The sequence below is a fragment of the Occallatibacter riparius genome (genome assembly GCF_025264625.1).
GTDB lineage: Bacteria > Acidobacteriota > Terriglobia > Terriglobales > Acidobacteriaceae > Telmatobacter > Telmatobacter riparius.
The window spans coordinates 2494424-2510363 of sequence record NZ_CP093313.1 but is presented as its reverse complement, the minus strand read 5'-3'; the positions used below and the strand labels follow the sequence as shown (position 1 = coordinate 2510363).

At 61.1% G+C, this 15940-nt stretch carries 20 protein-coding genes; 7 read left to right on the top strand and 13 right to left on the bottom strand.

Annotation, left to right across the window (positions count from 1 at the left end; translation table 11 throughout):
* Positions 1-454 precede the first annotated feature (454 nt).
* Positions 455-3136, top strand: coding sequence for a S53 family peptidase (locus tag MOP44_RS10045; RefSeq protein ID WP_260795904.1), 2682 nt, complete (start codon positions 455-457; stop codon positions 3134-3136).
* 118 nt (positions 3137-3254) lie between these two features.
* Here MOP44_RS10045 and MOP44_RS10040 read toward each other — a convergent pair whose 3' ends face one another.
* Positions 3255-3842, bottom strand: coding sequence for a hypothetical protein (locus MOP44_RS10040; RefSeq protein WP_260795903.1), 588 nt, complete (start codon positions 3840-3842; stop codon positions 3255-3257).
* A 654-nt stretch (positions 3843-4496) separates the two neighbouring features.
* On the opposite strand from MOP44_RS10040, the gene MOP44_RS10035 reads away from it, so the two are divergent.
* Both MOP44_RS10035 and MOP44_RS10030 read left to right on the top strand, forming a co-directional pair.
* Positions 4497-4703: a hypothetical protein gene (locus tag MOP44_RS10035; protein ID WP_260795902.1), complete on the top strand. Its 207-nt coding sequence runs from the start codon at positions 4497-4499 to the stop codon at positions 4701-4703.
* 87 nt (positions 4704-4790) lie between these two features.
* A complete protein-coding gene (locus MOP44_RS10030; protein ID WP_260795901.1) occupies positions 4791-4985 on the top strand; it encodes a hypothetical protein in 195 nt (64 codons plus the stop codon).
* Between the two features lie 163 nt (positions 4986-5148).
* Here MOP44_RS10030 and MOP44_RS10025 read toward each other — a convergent pair whose 3' ends face one another.
* From MOP44_RS10025 to MOP44_RS10015, 3 genes are all read right to left on the bottom strand, one after another.
* Entirely contained in the window at positions 5149-6105 is a 957-nt protein-coding gene (locus tag MOP44_RS10025) for a nucleoside hydrolase (protein ID WP_260795900.1), read from the bottom strand.
* A gap of 715 nt (positions 6106-6820) precedes the next feature.
* Positions 6821-7027, bottom strand: a complete 207-nt coding sequence (locus tag MOP44_RS10020) for a DUF2158 domain-containing protein (protein WP_260795899.1) — start codon at positions 7025-7027, stop codon at positions 6821-6823.
* Positions 7028-7059: 32 nt separating this feature from the next.
* On the bottom strand, positions 7060-7272 hold the full coding sequence (locus MOP44_RS10015) for a hypothetical protein (RefSeq protein WP_260795898.1): 213 nt from the start codon (positions 7270-7272) through the stop codon (positions 7060-7062).
* A 207-nt stretch (positions 7273-7479) separates the two neighbouring features.
* Here MOP44_RS10015 and MOP44_RS10010 point away from each other — a divergent pair, with 207 nt between their 5' ends.
* Complete coding sequence (locus tag MOP44_RS10010; RefSeq protein WP_260795897.1) at positions 7480-7689, top strand: hypothetical protein; 210 nt, start codon at positions 7480-7482, stop codon at positions 7687-7689.
* Positions 7690-8482: 793 nt separating this feature from the next.
* Here MOP44_RS10010 and MOP44_RS10005 read toward each other — a convergent pair.
* From MOP44_RS10005 to MOP44_RS09965, 9 genes are all read right to left on the bottom strand, one after another.
* On the bottom strand, positions 8483-8824 hold the full coding sequence (locus MOP44_RS10005) for a hypothetical protein (RefSeq protein WP_260792868.1): 342 nt from the start codon (positions 8822-8824) through the stop codon (positions 8483-8485).
* Positions 8811-9002, bottom strand: a complete 192-nt coding sequence (locus tag MOP44_RS10000) for a hypothetical protein (protein ID WP_260795896.1) — start codon at positions 9000-9002, stop codon at positions 8811-8813. The genes MOP44_RS10005 and MOP44_RS10000 overlap by 14 nt, the downstream gene beginning before the upstream one ends.
* Before the next feature lie 39 nt (positions 9003-9041).
* Positions 9042-9293 carry a hypothetical protein gene (locus MOP44_RS09995; RefSeq protein WP_260795895.1) on the bottom strand — a complete coding sequence of 84 codons (252 nt, stop codon included), beginning with the start codon at positions 9291-9293 and terminating at the stop codon, positions 9042-9044.
* On the bottom strand, positions 9290-9649 hold the full coding sequence (locus MOP44_RS09990) for a hypothetical protein (protein WP_260795894.1): 360 nt from the start codon (positions 9647-9649) through the stop codon (positions 9290-9292). The genes MOP44_RS09995 and MOP44_RS09990 overlap by 4 nt, the downstream gene beginning before the upstream one ends.
* A complete protein-coding gene (locus tag MOP44_RS09985; RefSeq protein ID WP_260795893.1) occupies positions 9646-10521 on the bottom strand; it encodes a tyrosine-type recombinase/integrase in 876 nt (291 codons plus the stop codon). The genes MOP44_RS09990 and MOP44_RS09985 overlap by 4 nt, the downstream gene beginning before the upstream one ends.
* 460 nt (positions 10522-10981) lie before the next feature.
* Positions 10982-11158: a Trm112 family protein gene (locus MOP44_RS09980; protein ID WP_260795892.1), complete on the bottom strand. Its 177-nt coding sequence runs from the start codon at positions 11156-11158 to the stop codon at positions 10982-10984.
* Positions 11159-11169: 11 nt separating this feature from the next.
* Positions 11170-12234 carry a phosphate acyltransferase PlsX gene (plsX, locus tag MOP44_RS09975; RefSeq protein ID WP_260796630.1) on the bottom strand — a complete coding sequence of 355 codons (1065 nt, stop codon included), beginning with the start codon at positions 12232-12234 and terminating at the stop codon, positions 11170-11172.
* 19 nt (positions 12235-12253) lie between these two features.
* Positions 12254-12439: a 50S ribosomal protein L32 gene (gene rpmF / locus MOP44_RS09970; protein ID WP_260795891.1), complete on the bottom strand. Its 186-nt coding sequence runs from the start codon at positions 12437-12439 to the stop codon at positions 12254-12256.
* A gap of 111 nt (positions 12440-12550) precedes the next feature.
* Positions 12551-13102, bottom strand: a complete 552-nt coding sequence (locus MOP44_RS09965; RefSeq protein WP_260795890.1) for a YceD family protein — start codon at positions 13100-13102, stop codon at positions 12551-12553.
* 200 nt (positions 13103-13302) lie between these two features.
* Between MOP44_RS09965 and MOP44_RS09960 the strand changes: the two genes are divergently transcribed.
* The 3 genes from MOP44_RS09960 (at position 13303) to MOP44_RS09950 (ending at position 15719) form a co-directional block, all read left to right on the top strand.
* Positions 13303-13731 carry a hypothetical protein gene (locus tag MOP44_RS09960; RefSeq protein ID WP_260795889.1) on the top strand — a complete coding sequence of 143 codons (429 nt, stop codon included), beginning with the start codon at positions 13303-13305 and terminating at the stop codon, positions 13729-13731.
* A gap of 39 nt (positions 13732-13770) precedes the next feature.
* Positions 13771-14253: a GNAT family N-acetyltransferase gene (locus MOP44_RS09955; RefSeq protein ID WP_260795888.1), complete on the top strand. Its 483-nt coding sequence runs from the start codon at positions 13771-13773 to the stop codon at positions 14251-14253.
* A 185-nt stretch (positions 14254-14438) separates the two neighbouring features.
* Entirely contained in the window at positions 14439-15719 is a 1281-nt protein-coding gene (locus tag MOP44_RS09950; RefSeq protein ID WP_260795887.1) for a GAF domain-containing SpoIIE family protein phosphatase, read from the top strand.
* Positions 15720-15940: the final 221 nt, after the last annotated feature.

Here is a 15940-nt window from a genome sequence, read left to right as displayed (position 1 = left end):
TTTCGGCCTTGCCGAGCTAAATAAATTGTGGCCGAACCACCCCTCTTTCTGGCACAATCCCGTGCAGCCGCGGCCTTATGAAAAACGGCACCGAAATTTGGCATCCAGATCACCTTGTTCTTCGTTCTCTCCAGGATTTTCATTTCCGACGCTGGCTACCCATCCCCCCACCGGCCAGTGAGATTTCGCGACTTTGGCAGTTCCGCTTTTTTCTTATCGGGCTCTGTCACAAGCCATCGCTTCGGTCCACTTTGATGATGTAAGCGGCAGCGGAAGGTTGCGCGCGCCGCCATGGCTTCCTAATGTCTTCTGCCGCGGCGAACTCTTTTCAGGCCGTGGCTGCAGGTCCGGCGGATGCATTTTCTTCCTGACTGATACCACCCTCCGCCTTTATTCCTTCCGGCATTATCGTTGGGCCCCTCCCTCGAAAACCTGAAACGGAGGTTACCTCCTCATGCTCTCTCGCCCTGTCGCCGCCTCTCGTGCCCGATCCGCGCTTTCGATCACCGCCGCGCTTAGCAAAGCCCGGCCGGCACTCGCTGCCACTTTCTTACTCGCAAGCTCTCTGGCTCTGAGCGCCCAGACTCCTCGCCCTGGATTCCACCAGCCTTTACCAGAGCCCACCCTGCGCATACCCGATCACACTCCGCCCCAGATCGCGAACGGAACGGCGATCTTCGCGGGCCACTACGCTCCTGAAAAGATGCTGCGTCTGGCCGTCGCGCTCAAGCCGCCACACCCTGTCGAGGAAGAGCAGTTCCTGCATGATCTGACGGACAAGAACTCGCCCGAATTCCACCACTTCCTCACCGCCGAGGAGTGGAACGCGCGCTTCTCCCCTTCTGCCGCCGACGAGGAACAGGTGCTCAGTTGGGCCAGAGCCCAGGGGCTCACCATCACGAACCGCTACCCCAATCGACTGCTGGTTGACCTCGAGGCTCCTGCAGGCGTCCTTGAGAAGGTCTTCGGCGTCACTATCAACTCCTACAAGGTGGGCAACGACGTCGCCTACTCCAACGATCGCGATCCGCTTCTGCCGGCGAACCTGCACCCCATCGTGAACGCCGTCCTGGGCATGAACACCATCCAGCGCATGCGCCCGTCGAATCCTAAATGGGACGCAAAGCTCGCTGACTACGTTCCCGGCCCAGCCCATGCCGAGGCTGGCTCCGCGCACGGCAACGGCAAAGCCAAAGCCGCCCCGATGGCAGGCGCACCAGCGTCAAACGCCGGTGGACCCGCCACCAACATGACCAACGGCTACATCGATCCCTCGAACATCTACAGCTCCCAAACCTACAACTACGGCGGGCTTTGGAATCTCGGTCACTGCTGCAATCCTTTCCACGTCGCCGGCCCGGTCGACGGCGGCTCGCCCAAGGAATCCTCCATCGCTATCGCTGCCTGGGGAGACTGGAGCATCAGCGACTACCAGGGCTTCGCCGCCCAGTACGGCCTCGCCTATAACCTCAACGGGTGGTACATCGATGGCCAGCCCGCTGGCGGGCCCAATGGCGAGACCATGCTCGACAGCGAATGGACCACGGCCACCGCAAACAGCTACGGCTCGTGGGCCGACACAGCCCACATTTACGTGTACATGGACGGCACGTGGAGCCAGGCCGGCAACGCCGATATGTTCAACCAGATGCTGAACGACGGCTATGCCCGCGTGTTCACCACCAGCTGGAGTTGCACGGAGAGCACCGGCTGCTCCACGACCGCAACCAATGCCTGGCACACGATCTTCAACTCGATGGTGGGCCAGGGCTGGACGCTGTTGACGGCCTCCGGAGACCGCGGCTCGACGGACGACTGCTACTTCAACAACCCGGCTCATACTTCCGTTGCCTACCCCGCATCCGACCCCGACTTCGTCGGTGTGGGCGGCACTTCCCTCACGCTCAATGCCAGCGGCAACTGGGTCAGTGAAACCGGTTGGCAGGGCGGCACCTCCGCCAACTCCTGCTACTACAACAACGGCGGAAGCGGGGGAGGCCAAAGCGTCGTGTTCGGTCGGCCGTCCTACCAGGACTACTACTCCGGTGCGACCGGTCGCCTGGTGCCCGACATCTCCCTGAATGCGTGGGGAGCTACCGAGCAGAACTACTATTTTGGCGGCGGACTCCACCCGACCGGCGGCACCAGCATCGCCTCCCCTGAAATGGCCGGTTTCTTCGCTCAGGAGAACGCCTATCTGCTCTACATTGGTAGTATCTGCGGCGCCTCCTATAACTCGGCCTGCGCCCCCTATGGTCAGCCCAACGCTGCCCTTTACGATGAGGGCCTGAACAACCGTTCGCAGCACAACCCCTTCTACGACATCACCACTGGCTGCAACTCCAATGACCAGACCGCGACCTATAGCCTCACCTCCTATTGCTCGCATTCCAGCTATGACCTGGTAACCGGCTGGGGGACGGCGAACATGATGCAATTGGCGTGGTCACTGAACTGGGAGCTCCTCTCCCACTCGGCCAACGGCGTGCCCTACCTGACCTGGACCGGACCGGCCGTGAACCACTGGTACAACACCAGCCAGACCGTCTCCTGGACCGTCAACGACTACAAGGGAAATGAGGGGCCGAACGGCACCGGGATTGCCGGCTTCTGGCAGTCCTGGGATACCCCTCCCACCGACTCAACCACCAAAGCACATGGCGGCTCCGGAGACCTCTTCTACAGTGGCCCCCAATACCCGAATGCAGTCAACGGCTGCCTCTCCTTCGTGAATGGGGCCAACGGCTGCGCCGGAGGCGTCAGCCAGGGTTGCCATACCGCTTACGCGGTTGGCTGGAACAATGAGGGCTGGACCACCGCTTCCTTCGGACAGTCCTATTCCTACGGGCCCATTTGCTACGACTACACTCCGCCCCAGACCCTGCTTTCCATCTCGAGGCAGCCAACGCTCCCCCGGGCTACGACGCGAAAGTACCTCATTACGCTGAATGCATCCGACCAGTACAGCGGAATCGCCGCCACCTGGATCTACATCAGCGGCGGCGGCTCCCCATCTCTGGGCTGGCAACTATATCGGGGTCCGTTTGAGATAACAGTCACCGGACCCTTCTCCGTGTATTGGGAGAGCCAGGACAACGCTGGCAACTGGGAGTCTCTGAGAAGCGCCTCCATCTAAATAAGAACACCGGCACAAAAGCCTGGGCGCATTCCGCATCCGGAATGCGCCCTGCTTTCTCACTTTGCCATCACATCGCGAGTTCCCGAGGGCCCCTGGTTGCGAGTTCATCTAAGCCTTAGATAATCCCGTGCACCTTCCACGCGCCGTCCTCATAGGCCAGGTCGGCCTGCTTCTTTGAGCTCAGCTTATTGCCCGCATTATGCGCGATGTCCTGCAGCGGCTGGGGAACGCCCGTCAGATTCACGCTTTCCGTGTACTTGACACTCTTGGCTGTCTTGGCGTCGGCCAGGTGTTCATTCTGCGGATCACTGACGTCCTTGGCGCGCATGGTTGTGGCCGTCAAGGTCGTGACCAGGAAGTGATATTCCCCGTCTGCACCCGGCCGCCACTCGATCACATCGCCGCCGCTTTGCAGCTTAAACGCCTTCTTGCCCTCATCAGTCACGGTGTAGTCCGCCCAGCCCTGCTGCTTGGGATAGATCTTTGTCAGCTTCCAATACCCGGCTGTCAGGCCCTGCTGAAGGCCCTTTTTGTCTACAGTGATCGTCACTCCCGCCGGCGGCTGGCTGTCATAGTGCGACTGGATCAGCGACGCCGCGTTGTCCTTCGACAAATCCGGCGCAGACTTGCACCCCGTCATCAGAAGTCCCGCAACTCCAGCGGTAACGACCCCCGAGGCAAACACTCTCAAGATGCTCTTCACGTTGTCTCCTCCCTGAATTCGTTTGCTCTCTTTGCCGACCCCGCCATACCGCACCATTCGTCCGCGGCCTGCCGCATGCACGGCTTTCCCAGCCCGTTCAGGTCTTTCGCTGAGTGGATGGGAATCGACCCAAGATTTTTCTCCTCAATTTCTCCCGATGTCAATGGTTTTGAATGTGACGGACGGCACACCCCTGCACTCGCCTCGAATCGGGGAAAAGGGAAAGGCTCATCTAGGGCACCTTATGCAGACACGCCCCCCACTTCGCGCCAACCTGCCAACTTGCCACGTCCGAAGGACGCCAACCCGCCAAAGAACGAACCCACTTCGGGCCCTACACGCTGCGGAAAAACTTGAGTTGGGGTACGGAAACGTGTCAGGGCTCAACTCTGCGCAGATTGCGGAAAATAGCCGTTCGGAACAGGTCTTGTATCAGGGCATGACTTCAGTCATGCCGCAAGCCGCTCATCCTATTGAGTCTGGGCTTTAGCCCCCGCGGGAGACCGCCTGCAGTCTCTCATTTTCATTGTCTCGGATAACGCAAGGCGCCATGCATGACTGCGGTGCCGTTCCACACCCTCGTCCAGTTTCTCAGCTGACGCCAACTCGGGCACTACACTGAAATCGACTGAAAAGTCCCATCGAGGCAAACATTTGGAAAACGACATCATCTTGCCGCCCGATAGCATGGACGATGAGGACGGCAACTGCAAACGATGCGGTCATCCCTTCAATCCCCACATCATCACCGCCTATGACGGAAACGACTTATCGAAGGGTGGAGAGATGCGATGTCCGGTCGAGAATTGCGCGTGCTTTGCCACAGTTCACTTCGATATGAAAGACGGCCAGGATGAGTGAACACAGGCTACGCGGCACATTCCGAACGAACCCCCCGGATAGGCAAATTTGCCCCCCCAATCGCAAGTTGTCATCCTCTCATCACCCGTGACCGCCATCACTTACACGGCAAGCTCCGGCCTCTATCGTGAGAACGTTGGGATTTGTGTGCCTACCGGTTCAGGAGCTCGAAAAATCATGGGCGTGGCGATTAAACAGACCGTTCAAAAGCCCGGCCGCAAGCCTGATACCAAGCACAAACGGGGAGTAACTAATAAGTCACTGTATTTACTAGAAAATTAGCTACCCCTCCCCCTGTTTTTGCTTCTCCATATATTCGCCAAAATCAGGGTTAACAAAAACAACTTAAATGAGATAAAGAGATACTAAATTCCATAGGCCCAAAACAACTCGTCACAACAACTAATGCCACGTTGTACTAACCAGTAAATACCCCTCGAGGAAGCTACTTCGCCGCCGTAATCCTTCCCACCAGAAAGTCCACAAACCCCTTCGCATCCGACTCGACACAGACATTCGCATTGGGCTGCCCATCAATCGGCTTGGTCATCCCCTTGTCGTCTACCTCGATCCGCAGCGGCTTCGCCGGGCACAGCTCCGGCCTGATCGTGTAGGCCGCAGCCACCGGATCGAACAGCGTCGGAGTGGCCGTTTTGGTTAACGTCGCCCACTGGTGATACAGCAGTGTGAGCTGGTCCGTCAGCGGCGACCCGAAGGAAAACAGCCGGTCGCGCTCCGCCTGGTCAAGCGGAATCTGCGTCGAATCCAGCGGCATCATGGTTATCGGTACGCCCGCCCCGAACAGCAGCTTTGCGCCTTCTGGATCGAGCTTGATATTCCACTCGGGCTCCGGCGGCCGTCCGTTTCCATACCCGCGGTACACGCTACCGCCCATCATCACCACGCGCTTCAGCTTTTTGAACGTCGCAGGATCGCGCCGGATCGCCTCGCCCACATTCACCAGCGGCCCGATCGCAATGAGCGTCACCTGCCCGGGATGCGCCTTGACCTGGTCAAGCAGAAACTGCACTCCATCCTTGTGCTTGTGCGCCGGCTCGCGCTCCGCATAAGCCGCCTGCGTGAACACGTTATTGTGCGGCGTCGCCTTGCCGGCCAGCACGGGAATATCCGTCCGCCCGACCGCCTTCAGATAGCGGTCGACAAGCCGGGCCCGCAGTTCGGTATCGCCAAATGCGGTCTCAATGCCCAGCAGCTTGATCTCAGGACTGTGCAGCACGAGCGCCAGCGCAAACGCATCGTCAATATCATCGCCGATATCCGTATCGAGAATCGCAAGCTGCTGCGAGCCCGCCGATGAAGCCGTTTGAGAAGCAGAGGGCCGGACGCCTGCGAGGGAACAGAGCAGCGCACAAACAACGGCAAAGGACTGCACCTTGGTCATGCACAACACTGTAAATGGTGCAGGGGTGCGTAAACATTGGTGTCCGAGGGGTGTCCGGATTATTTTCGGACACCAGTGGATACCGGGCGGCGTCCACTTTCCTAAGGCCGATGCTAGCATGTTTCGGCTGTGCTCACGGTCACTTTTTTAGATGTTTTCGAGTGTTCTAAATCACTACACATCAGTTCATTCCTCACATTCTTTCGGGTTCGCTGCGATGGCGGGCGGCGCGCGGAGCGCGCCGTGCGCCTGGCTTTTGCTTTTGTCGTTGCCCTTTATGGCTTCGCCCGCCGATGGGCGGACACCAGAGCGGCACACCTCCCCTTCGCGTCGGTGGCCGGGGTCCCAGCGGCGGGCGGCGATGCGGGCGGAGGGCCGGGTGCGCGGTGGTTAGCGCACCCGCCGCGGAGCGAAGCGCAGCGGATGCGCGGGGGACGGCGGGGCGCGACGGATGGAGCGCAGGGAGGAAGCGAAGCGGACGACCGACCGCCGAGGGGCCGCGCAGGCCCGGAGGGGAGCGAGCCAGCCGCCCGCAGTGCCCGCCGCGCTCTTTGCGGCGGGATAGAGCGCCGGGCTTCATCGGCGCGAGCGGCGCGTGCGAGCGGGCGAGATTGCCCGCCGCGCTTGCACGGACGACGACGCGCGGCCGTTTGCGCGGCGCCGGACGTGCCGAGGGCGCGGCGCACCGAGTAGAGGTATAGATATCTATGGTCTTTTATGGTTTGCGCGGGGTGTCCAGTGCGGCTGCAACCTCGCGCTGTGTAGCGGGTTCGAGGTCGGCGGCGTCGAAGATGTCGTCTTTCAGCTTTCCGCCTTCCAGCCAGCGGCAATATACTCCTGCTTCGTCGATGCCGAAGATGACCATCATGGGGCCACCTGATTTCAGGCGAACGCAGATTCCGCGATAAAGCTTTAGAGGCATGATGGGGACCCTTTGGTGATGCCTGACGCTCGCTAGTTTGGCTTCTTCACGATATGTATGCTGGTGTCAGCTTTGTTGTCGACGGCCGGGACAAGCTTGTCGACAGGCGCGGTAATGACTTCCGGCTCGGGCAGCACCGACACTGTCCGGGTCTCTTCGTTCACCTCGACCACAACGTACACGCCTCCGCGTGCGTCGAGGTAGACGCGGTCTCCGATCTCGGGTAGAGCTTCCTGCTTGCTCATGGCGGATGATCTCGCGAATTGAGATGCGAGCTCGCCCGGTAAGGTTGCCTTGCGAATCGCGACTAGGCTTTCGCAGCGCAGTAGCATCCAGCGGCTTGGCGGCTTAGTTGGGGAATACCCTAGTTGTGACTCATTCCCCTGCATGGTGAACGTTACTTCGATCCAATTTTGATGGAATGGAAGCCACGCGCGGATTATTCTTAGAGGGTGCAACGACCTCTGCAGGAACACATCGCTCTCCTCGAACAGAAAGTCCAAGCTCTTAGTGCGGTAGCAAACGATATAACGCTCACAGCGGCGGAGCGCTTCCAAGCCAGCGTTGACTTGGATACCGCCGAGAGGGCGCTTGATCACTTTCGAAAAGCCTACGAACTTGAACAGAAGATTGCCGGAATTAAAGAGCGCTACAGCAGGTGACGGCGGTCTAGGGAGGAGTGCGGTTCGTCTCCTGGCTAGCAGAATTGCCGTAACTGTCAAATGTGACGTTCGAGCATCAGGCTTGCCGCGTTGGTGCTGTTGCGTGGTGTGGTGTCGGGGTCTAGATTGATTGCATTCCCAAGGTTTGGGCCCGAGCGTCTCGCGCCGGTGTTCTGGGGGAGAGCACGACGCGAGACCGCTCACAACGCGAACGAACGCATCAGGGCGCTACCGGCCGGCAGCGCCCTTTTTCATGACGTGTGGCCGCGGCGCTGATTGATGGGTTTGTTCATTGGGGACGGGGGCGCTTCTCTGCCGGAACAGGGCCTCATAATCGCATAAGTCGCAGCGCCACGGATAGAAGCCGAAACGCGGGAGCACGTACTTGCGGAGAAAGCCTATGCGGGGTCTTCGCGTGAAGGACGTCGAGCCACAGCTACGGCACACCATAGGAAGCCTCGCTTGGGCGCGCGCGATGGGGAGGGCTGTTTAAGCATCGTAGCAGGCGCGCAGCAGTTTGGCCGCGCTCTTTTTTACAGCAGGTGGCGGCGGTCTAGGTCGTTGGCCTGCCGGGTTGCAGGGAACCACAGCAGAGGGGAGTTCCGCGACCGCTTAATGCTCACTATGCCGCAAAACGAACAGCGCCAAGGATAGAAGCCCAAGGGCGCGAGCAGGAGTTTGCGCACCATGCCTGTGCAGGGGACACGGCGAAGGAGCCGCGAGCCGCAAACATAGCACTTAGGATTGGCCTGGGCTTGCATCAGGGGAATCTGACAAGAGTATATCCGCTTGTTTAAAGCAGGGCGCGGCGGTCTAGGGCGTCAGCGAGACTCAGGCGCGCGCCGGACACGCGCGCCTGAGCTTCCGGGACACTGCACCGCAAACAGGAGGCAAGGGCGGTGAGAGATAGGTTGTCCCGGTAGGCCAGCAGTAGAGCGGACTGCTGGCGATCTGCGAGGGTGGAGAAGACCTGTTCAAAGCTGAGGACGCGCACCAGCCGTGAATCGTGGGCGCGCTGCTGGCGTGGTGTGTAGCCGCTGGCTTGCAGGTTGACCGTCAGACCGGAGCGCAGCGCGGAGCGCTCAGAGCACCAGCGACGGAGGGCGGCGACGGCGAGCGCTTCAAAGCTGCTCACTGGTGTCCTTCCATTCGGGCTCGGTTTCCCATTGTCGGATGAGGCGCGAGTTGGCGCTTTCAGTGGGCGGCGCGCCGGGGTCGCGCAGCCATGCGGCAGCGGTGGGCGCTGGCGTCGTGTCCTGGGCTTTGGGGCTGGCGTTGTCGAGCGGATGCGGCACGGCAGGAGTGTAGCACATGTTGTGTGTACCATTGGAGCACACACAACATGTTGCGGTTTAGACGGCGGGACAGGCTGCAAGGATTCGGCTGGCGACGGCGCGGGCTTCTTCCCACATTTGGCCGGGATCGTCGTAGGTCCCTATGTCCCACAGGTCGGTTGCGCAGCGGTGCAGGATCGCGGACACCTGCGCGGCGCGCGGCGATTGGCCGCGCACCATTCCGGCGACGGGTTGCGTGTGGTCCGGCGCGGCGGTGATGTACGGCAAATCGGCCGGCGCGTTGGGGTGGGGGGTGGGGGTGGCGCTCATTTCTTCGTTCCTTTCTGCTGGAGGGTGAGGGCAACTTGTGCGGCGTACAGGAGTTGCGAGGCGTCGCGCCCGGTGAACACTTCGAGCGCGACGCCTTGCGCGACGGCGGCAATGTGCGCGCGGATGGCTGGCAGGCCGTCGAGTTTGGGCAGTGCCAGCTTGTAGGCCACCTGAGCCATGCGGAGGGCCTTGGTCGCCGGTAGGCCTTTCTCCTGCGCGATCTGGTAGGCGTTCGACCATTCGGCCTTGCAGTGGTCTAGGGCTTTCTGTGTGCGGCTGGTGCGGTCGCGCGGCGGGGCGCTGGCGGATATGTCCACCAGTCGCCCAGGCGGCGCGTGGAGGATTGCTAGGCTCATGCGGTGTGCTCCTTCTTCACGAGGAATGGGCGCTTGATGGCTTCGAGGGTTTCGCGATGGATTGGACGTAGAGCGTGGTCGAGATACCAGAACGTCGAGTGCAGGTCCTTGTGTCCAAGTAGGGCTTGGACCTCGCGGACGTCGCGCGTGTGTTCGAGCATGGCGACTGCCGTTGTGCGGCGGTGGTCGTGGAGAGTAACGCGCCGAGTGCCGAGCGACTTGCAGAGCTCGGAGAACTGGCGGCGGAGTGCGTTCAGGTTGCCCAGGCGCAGGACGGGGCCGCGCCTGCCTTTGCGCTGGTTGTAGGCAAACCAGAGTTGCCGCACGTAGGACGTGGGGTCGTTCGGGTCGCACTGATCGATCAACTCTTGCACTGCGGCGGTGACCGGGAGGGTTAGGTGCTCGTCACACTTTGTGGTGAACGAGAGTGTTCCGCGCTGGCCGTTGTAGTGCGGCGGGCCGATGTTGATTGCGGTGCCTGAGCGGATGGCGAGGTCTGAGCACAGTAGCACCCAGAGCCGCAGGTGATCGGGCGCCGCGCGGAGGATTGCGGCGCGTTCGTCGTCGTGCACGGTGACATTGCGCGGGCGGGGCCGCGGCCACTTGCGCACCGTTTGATCGAGCTTGGGGGCGCCGTGATGCTCCCACAGCCAACGGAGCATCCAGCGGAGTGCGGTGGCGTAGTGCCAGCGCGTCGAGGTGCTGTAAGGGCGCCCGCGGAAAGTGGCGTCAATCTCCATGACGTGCGCGGCGCTTAGCTTTTGCGGCGAGAGTGCACCAGCTTGAGCGATGAGGGCTTTGGCGATGGCGATGTTGTGGGTGTTGCGGTCCTGCGCTTCGCCGAGGAATGCGGCGCTGAGGATTTCGGCCAACGTGACCCGAGCGCCTGCTTTTTTGGGTGGGCGAGCTCTTTCTGCTCGGCCTCGTATTGGAGCGCGGCGCGTTTGCTGGTGAAAGATTTGCGGAGACGGCTGCCGCTGGCGTCGCGCCAATCGGCATAGAACTTCCCGGACTTCTCAAACATCTGGCTTCCCTCTTTGACCACGAATGGACACCGGGGGAAGGTCAGCGGATCGCGTGGTGATTGGTTGTGTGTTTGATTGGACGCTAAACGCTTTGGGCAGCGTAAGGCAACTGACGGCGCGGGCACTGCTGGACACCAGAGGAAGAGGCGGAAAGCCGCGCAGGACGCGGGCTTTCGCGCGGTGTCCGTGGATCACCGTTTGGTCATGCACAACACTGTAAATGGGAGGCGCACGTGACGTCGCGCATGGAGGATCGCGCAAAGTGGGGCTGGCAGCGGACCGCTGAAACAAGGGTTTAAATCCGAATCTATTGCGCGATCATCACCGGAATTCCATCCACAATCGGATAGCCGCGCCCGCAGCCGACGCAAACCACGCTCTGGCCATCAATCCGCAACTCGCCCTGGCACACCGGGCACGCTAGCAGCATCCGCAATTCCGCGAAGCGCAATTCAAATTCAGATGGAGAGGAATCGGCAGACATGGCGCGTCTGCCTACTGGATGGTCGCGTCTGGGTTGGTCGCTTCGGGATCGGTGTGCGCCCCGTGCCCGCGCGTGGGACGCTGCGCGAACTCGCGCTCGATCTTCTCGTTCGTTCCCGCCTTGGCAAACTCATATGCCACGCGGATCCCGTTGTAGATCGCGTTGTCGTTCGACGACCCGTGGCCGATGATGCACACGCCGCGCACGCCCAGCAGCGGCGCCCCGCCGTACTCGGTGTAATCCAGCCTGCGGCGGAAATCATTGAACGCTTGGCGTGACAATAGCGCGCCCACTTTAGCCGTGACCGTCTTGGTCAGCGACTCGCGCAACGCATCGCGCACAAACCGCCCAATGCCTTCGCTGGTCTTCAGCGCCACGTTGCCTACAAAGCCGTCGCAAACGATCACGTCCGCATTACCGTTAAAGATGTCTCGGCCTTCGACGTTGCCGATGAAGTGAATCGGCAGCGCCTTCAGCAGCGGCAAGGCATCGCGGGTAAGATCATTGCCCTTGCTCTCTTCTTCGCCGATCGACAACAGCCCCACGCGCGGCTTGTGGATCTTCAGCACGCTGCGGGCATACATCTCGCCCATCACCGCGAACTGCTCCAGGTTGTGCGGCTTGCAATCGACGTTCGCCCCCACATCCAGCAGCACGCACGGATTGCCCTTCGAGGTCGGCATCGGTGTCGCAAGGGCAGGTCTGTCCACACCCGGCAGCGCTCCCAGCACCATCTTGGCCGTGGCCATCGCCGCGCCTGTGTTTCCGGCCGTTACGAAACCCGCGCACTTCCGCTCGCGCACCAGCTTCAGCCCCACACGCATGGAGCTGTCCTTCTTGTGGCGGACAGCGTGGGCGGCTTTTTCTTCCATGCCAATGCGCTCGGAGGCGTGAACCACCGAGATCGGCAAATCTTCGTTTTCCAGGTGCTCATCGAGCAGGTCGCGCACCTCCGGCTCCGGCCCAATCAAATGGACCCGTACCGGCAGCGTGCGGCAGGCGAGGATAGCGCCCCGAATTTCAGGCTCCGGGGCCTTGTCACTTCCGTAGGCATCCAGCGCGATATCGATGAGCATGCTCAACCGAGCCCTCGGCTTACTTGGCTTCCTTCACATCCACCACGGCGCGGCCCTTGTACTCGCCGCACTTTGCGCAGGCGCGATGGGGCAGCTTCTTCTCGTGGCAGTTGGGGCACTCGGAAACACCAGTGGCCGTAAGGAAGTCGTGAGCGCGGCGGTTGGCAGTGCGGCGCGCGGAGTGGCGCCGTTTCGGATTCGGCATGATGCAATTCCTTTCGTCCGCCGCGGCCGTCCCAATCCCTCCCTGCCTTTCGGCAAAGGTGCGGGAGATAATGCCCACCGGCGTAACACCCTGATTCTAAGGGTTAATCTCTCAAGACTTGATCCGTCCGCGAAGCTCGCCCAAGGCCTCCCAGCGGGGGTCGGTCTGACCCTCCTCGCAGGAGCACGCCTGGTTGTTGCGATTGCCTCCGCAGCGCGGACAAAGTCCCTTGCAGTCTTCCTTGCACAAGGTGCGGACCGGCAGAGACAAAAGCACCTGCTCCCTCAGCACATCTTCAAGCAACAGACTGTCTTTTTGATAATACCCGATTTCGGTTTCCACTGCCGAGATGGACCGCTCCTGCGGCCCCGAATCCGCTCCCAGCGGACGGAAGATCAGGTCGAAGTCGCCCTGCAGCGCTATATCCACATCCTCCACGCAGCGCGCGCAGGGAACCTGAAAGTCGCCCTGCCAGTGCCCCTTCAGCCGGATGTCGGCAACCACGTCCTTCGGGCCGCGATGCTCGTGCAGTACCTCCGCCCGTCCGTCTGTGGCCAACGAACCGGTCTGGCGGGCCTCTTCTCCGTACTGGATCGCTCCAGGCTTGAACTGGAGGCCGAAATCAATCGGCTCCCTCTCCAGCTCCGCAATCTTGAATTCCATACAGTGAGCCTAAGACCCCGCACCCGGCACGTCAATGCGCCGATCGCGAGCCGTTGCGGCATATGGCAGCACAACGCATACGCACCCAACTAACCGGCTGATTCTGCTTGACTTGATCGCAAGTTTTTGATATAATACTAAAGTGCCGTCGCGCTCTGAAGTCATCTATCTGCGTGCCGCACAAAAGGAGATTCCTGCTCATGACCTTAACCAAATCCCAATCACTCGCCGCCTTCTTCACCACCTTCCAGCACAATTCCGATCACGGTACCCAGGCGGAAACGCTCGCCCAGTTCGCGGAGACCTTCCTTGCCGTTGGACCCGACGGTGCCAAAGCTGTCCCTGCCGCTCTCTTCGGCCCCGCCCTCGCCAAACGCAAGGAACTCTTCGCGAAGCTCGGCAGCCGGGGCAGCCAACTCGTTGGACTCGACGAGACTCACCTCGACTCGCGTTACACCCTGGCCCGCACCCGCTGGCGCATGACCTTCACCCGCCCCAGCCTCCCCGACGAACCTCTCGAAGTCGACTCCACTTTCCTAATCGACACCCACACCCAGCAGATCCTCGTCTACCTCGCCCACCAGGATGTGTTCGCCATTCTTCGCGAGCGTGGGATCATGACAGACTGACGGGCGCAGGGCCTGGCGGCGGCATATTCTGATCTGGATATGCCACCGGAGCCTCTTCAAATCCGAATTGCCACCGCCGCCGACAGCGACCGCCTCATCCCTCTCATCAATGAAGCTTTCTCCGTCGAAACGTTCATGACCGGACCCCGCACCGATCCTGAACGCCTCGCCGCTTCCATGCAGAAAGGCGCAATCCTGCTCGCCGAAGACCACCTCGGGCAGTTAGTCGCGTCCATCTATGTCGAAGTACGCGGGGAACGGGGCTACGCGGGCATGCTCGCGGTCTCGCCTGCCAAACAGCGATTGGGGATCGGCAGCCGCATGATGAAGGCGGCGGAAGACTATCTCCGCACGCACGGCTGCGTGGCGCTCGACATCACGGTTCTGAGCTTGCGCACGGAGTTGCCGCCTGTCTACCGCGCCTACGGCTTTGTCGAAACCGGCGCCGTGCCGTTCGAGTATCCGCACCCGCTGAAGGACGGTCTCGAAACCCACTGCATCGTCATGTCGAAGCCGCTATAGGTGGTAAATTTCTGCTCGGGTCGGAATTCACTCTGGAGAAAGGTCACCGTTCTCCCTTTAGAATCGGTTCGAAGAGTCCGATGGACGCCCCGGCTTCTCCTGCATTGCGAAACACTTTGCATCGGCGCTCATAGCCATTCATCTATCAGCTATCCGGCCCGTAATCCGGGTTCGAGGAGTCGCGCATGGCTACCGTCACTGTCGGTACTCCCGCCGTTCAGCCTTTCCCCGCACGCATCCGCGACGCATGCGAATTCACGCAACTGCTCATCAAGGTGCAGCGCGCCACTCACCGGATCGCCTCTACACTCGATCTCGACACGCTGCTCGGCCGCGTGGTACACGACATTGCCGGAACCGTTGGCAACGTGGAGGTGTGTCTGTGGCTCCGCGAAGAAGAGTCGGGTGACATGGTGCTGCAGGAGGTCTGCGGCTGCACGCACTATCAAAAGGGCCATCACCACCGGCTGGGCCCGATGCAGGGCATGGTCGGTCATTGCGCTTCCATTCGCCGCACGCACTATGCGCCGGATGTATTGCAGGACCCCTACTACATTGCCTGCGAGCCCGAAACGCGCTCCGAAGCGGCAATTCCGCTACTCGTCGCCGGTGAGATTTCCGGCGTTCTCTCGGTCAGCCACCAGGATTTCGACGCATTCTCAGAGGACCAGATCACGGTTCTCGAAGCGCTCGCCGGACATATCGCGATCGCGCTCGAGAACGCCCGAGCCTTCCGTTCCGAACGCGAACAGCGCGCCCGTCTGCAAAAGGAATCAGAAGACGCACGCGCCATTCAGCAAGCGCTCTTCCTAAAGCCCACGCCGGTTGTGCCGGGCTTCGAGTTCGATACGGCATGGTGCCCCGCCGGATCTACCGCCGGTGACTGGTTCGACTTCATCGACTTGGGCAACCAGCGTTACGGCATCGCCCTGGGCGACGTCTCGGGTAAAGGCATGTCCGCCGCGTTGCTCATGTCGGCCACGCGCGCGCTGCTCCGGTCGATCGCTCCCCTGCACGCCTCGCCCGCGCCCACTCTCGCCCAGCTCAACCGCAGCTTGATGGAAGATTTCCCCATCGGAAAATTCGTCACCATGATTTACGGGGTGCTGGATGCCGGCACCCGCATGTTGACGCTGGCCAGCGCCGGCCATCCCCGGCCGATGGTGATCGCCAACGGCGCCTGCTCGTTCCTCGACGTCGAAACTGGACTGCCGCTCGGCCTCGGGACCTCGGCTTACCCGGAGCGCACGATCGCCATGCCTGCCGAGACGCGTTTGCTGCTCTACAGCGACGGAATTACGGAAGCATCGAACGATGCAGACGAGGAGTTCGGACCAGCTCGCCTTCTAGAGCACTTCCAGCTTCCCGATGCCTGCGTCGACGGATTGATCGACGAAGTCCGCCGCTTCGGCCCACTCCGCGAGCGACAGGACGATGCGACAGCCGTGCTGATTCGCAGTCTCTGATCTCTAGTGCATGTCCGGACGCGTGCGGCCCGGACATTTTCCTAGCCGCTGCTGAGGAGTACCTGAATCTGGAGGCATCGTCCGCAGCAGAAACGGCAGTCCACCTCGCATCCCGCTGTCGTTTCTGCCAGTAGATTGCACAAAACCCAAAGCCGAACATGCGAACTGGCATTCCGCGGAAGCGAGGTTCGTTCCATGTCAGGCCGACTCGGATTTAGCCG

Bases quoted from the DNA above. Each gene is read 5' to 3' on its own strand.
- MOP44_RS10045 (WP_260795904.1), top strand. From the start codon at position 455: ATGCTCTCTCGCCCTGTCGCCGCCTCTCGTGCCCGATCCGCGCTTTCG.
- MOP44_RS10025 (WP_260795900.1), bottom strand. From the start codon at position 6,105: ATGACCAAGGTGCAGTCCTTTGCCGTTGTTTGTGCGCTGCTCTGTTCC.
- MOP44_RS10020 (WP_260795899.1), bottom strand. From the start codon at position 7,027: ATGCCTCTAAAGCTTTATCGCGGAATCTGCGTTCGCCTGAAATCAGGT.
- MOP44_RS10015 (WP_260795898.1), bottom strand. From the start codon at position 7,272: ATGAGCAAGCAGGAAGCTCTACCCGAGATCGGAGACCGCGTCTACCTC.
- MOP44_RS10000 (WP_260795896.1), bottom strand. From the start codon at position 9,002: ATGTGCTACACTCCTGCCGTGCCGCATCCGCTCGACAACGCCAGCCCC.
- MOP44_RS09995 (WP_260795895.1), bottom strand. From the start codon at position 9,293: ATGAGCGCCACCCCCACCCCCCACCCCAACGCGCCGGCCGATTTGCCG.
- MOP44_RS09990 (WP_260795894.1), bottom strand. From the start codon at position 9,649: ATGAGCCTAGCAATCCTCCACGCGCCGCCTGGGCGACTGGTGGACATA.
- MOP44_RS09980 (WP_260795892.1), bottom strand. From the start codon at position 11,158: ATGTCTGCCGATTCCTCTCCATCTGAATTTGAATTGCGCTTCGCGGAA.
- plsX (WP_260796630.1), bottom strand. From the start codon at position 12,234: ATGCTCATCGATATCGCGCTGGATGCCTACGGAAGTGACAAGGCCCCG.
- rpmF (WP_260795891.1), bottom strand. From the start codon at position 12,439: ATGCCGAATCCGAAACGGCGCCACTCCGCGCGCCGCACTGCCAACCGC.
- MOP44_RS09965 (WP_260795890.1), bottom strand. From the start codon at position 13,102: ATGGAATTCAAGATTGCGGAGCTGGAGAGGGAGCCGATTGATTTCGGC.
- MOP44_RS09960 (WP_260795889.1), top strand. From the start codon at position 13,303: ATGACCTTAACCAAATCCCAATCACTCGCCGCCTTCTTCACCACCTTC.
- MOP44_RS09955 (WP_260795888.1), top strand. From the start codon at position 13,771: ATGCCACCGGAGCCTCTTCAAATCCGAATTGCCACCGCCGCCGACAGC.
- MOP44_RS09950 (WP_260795887.1), top strand. From the start codon at position 14,439: ATGGCTACCGTCACTGTCGGTACTCCCGCCGTTCAGCCTTTCCCCGCA.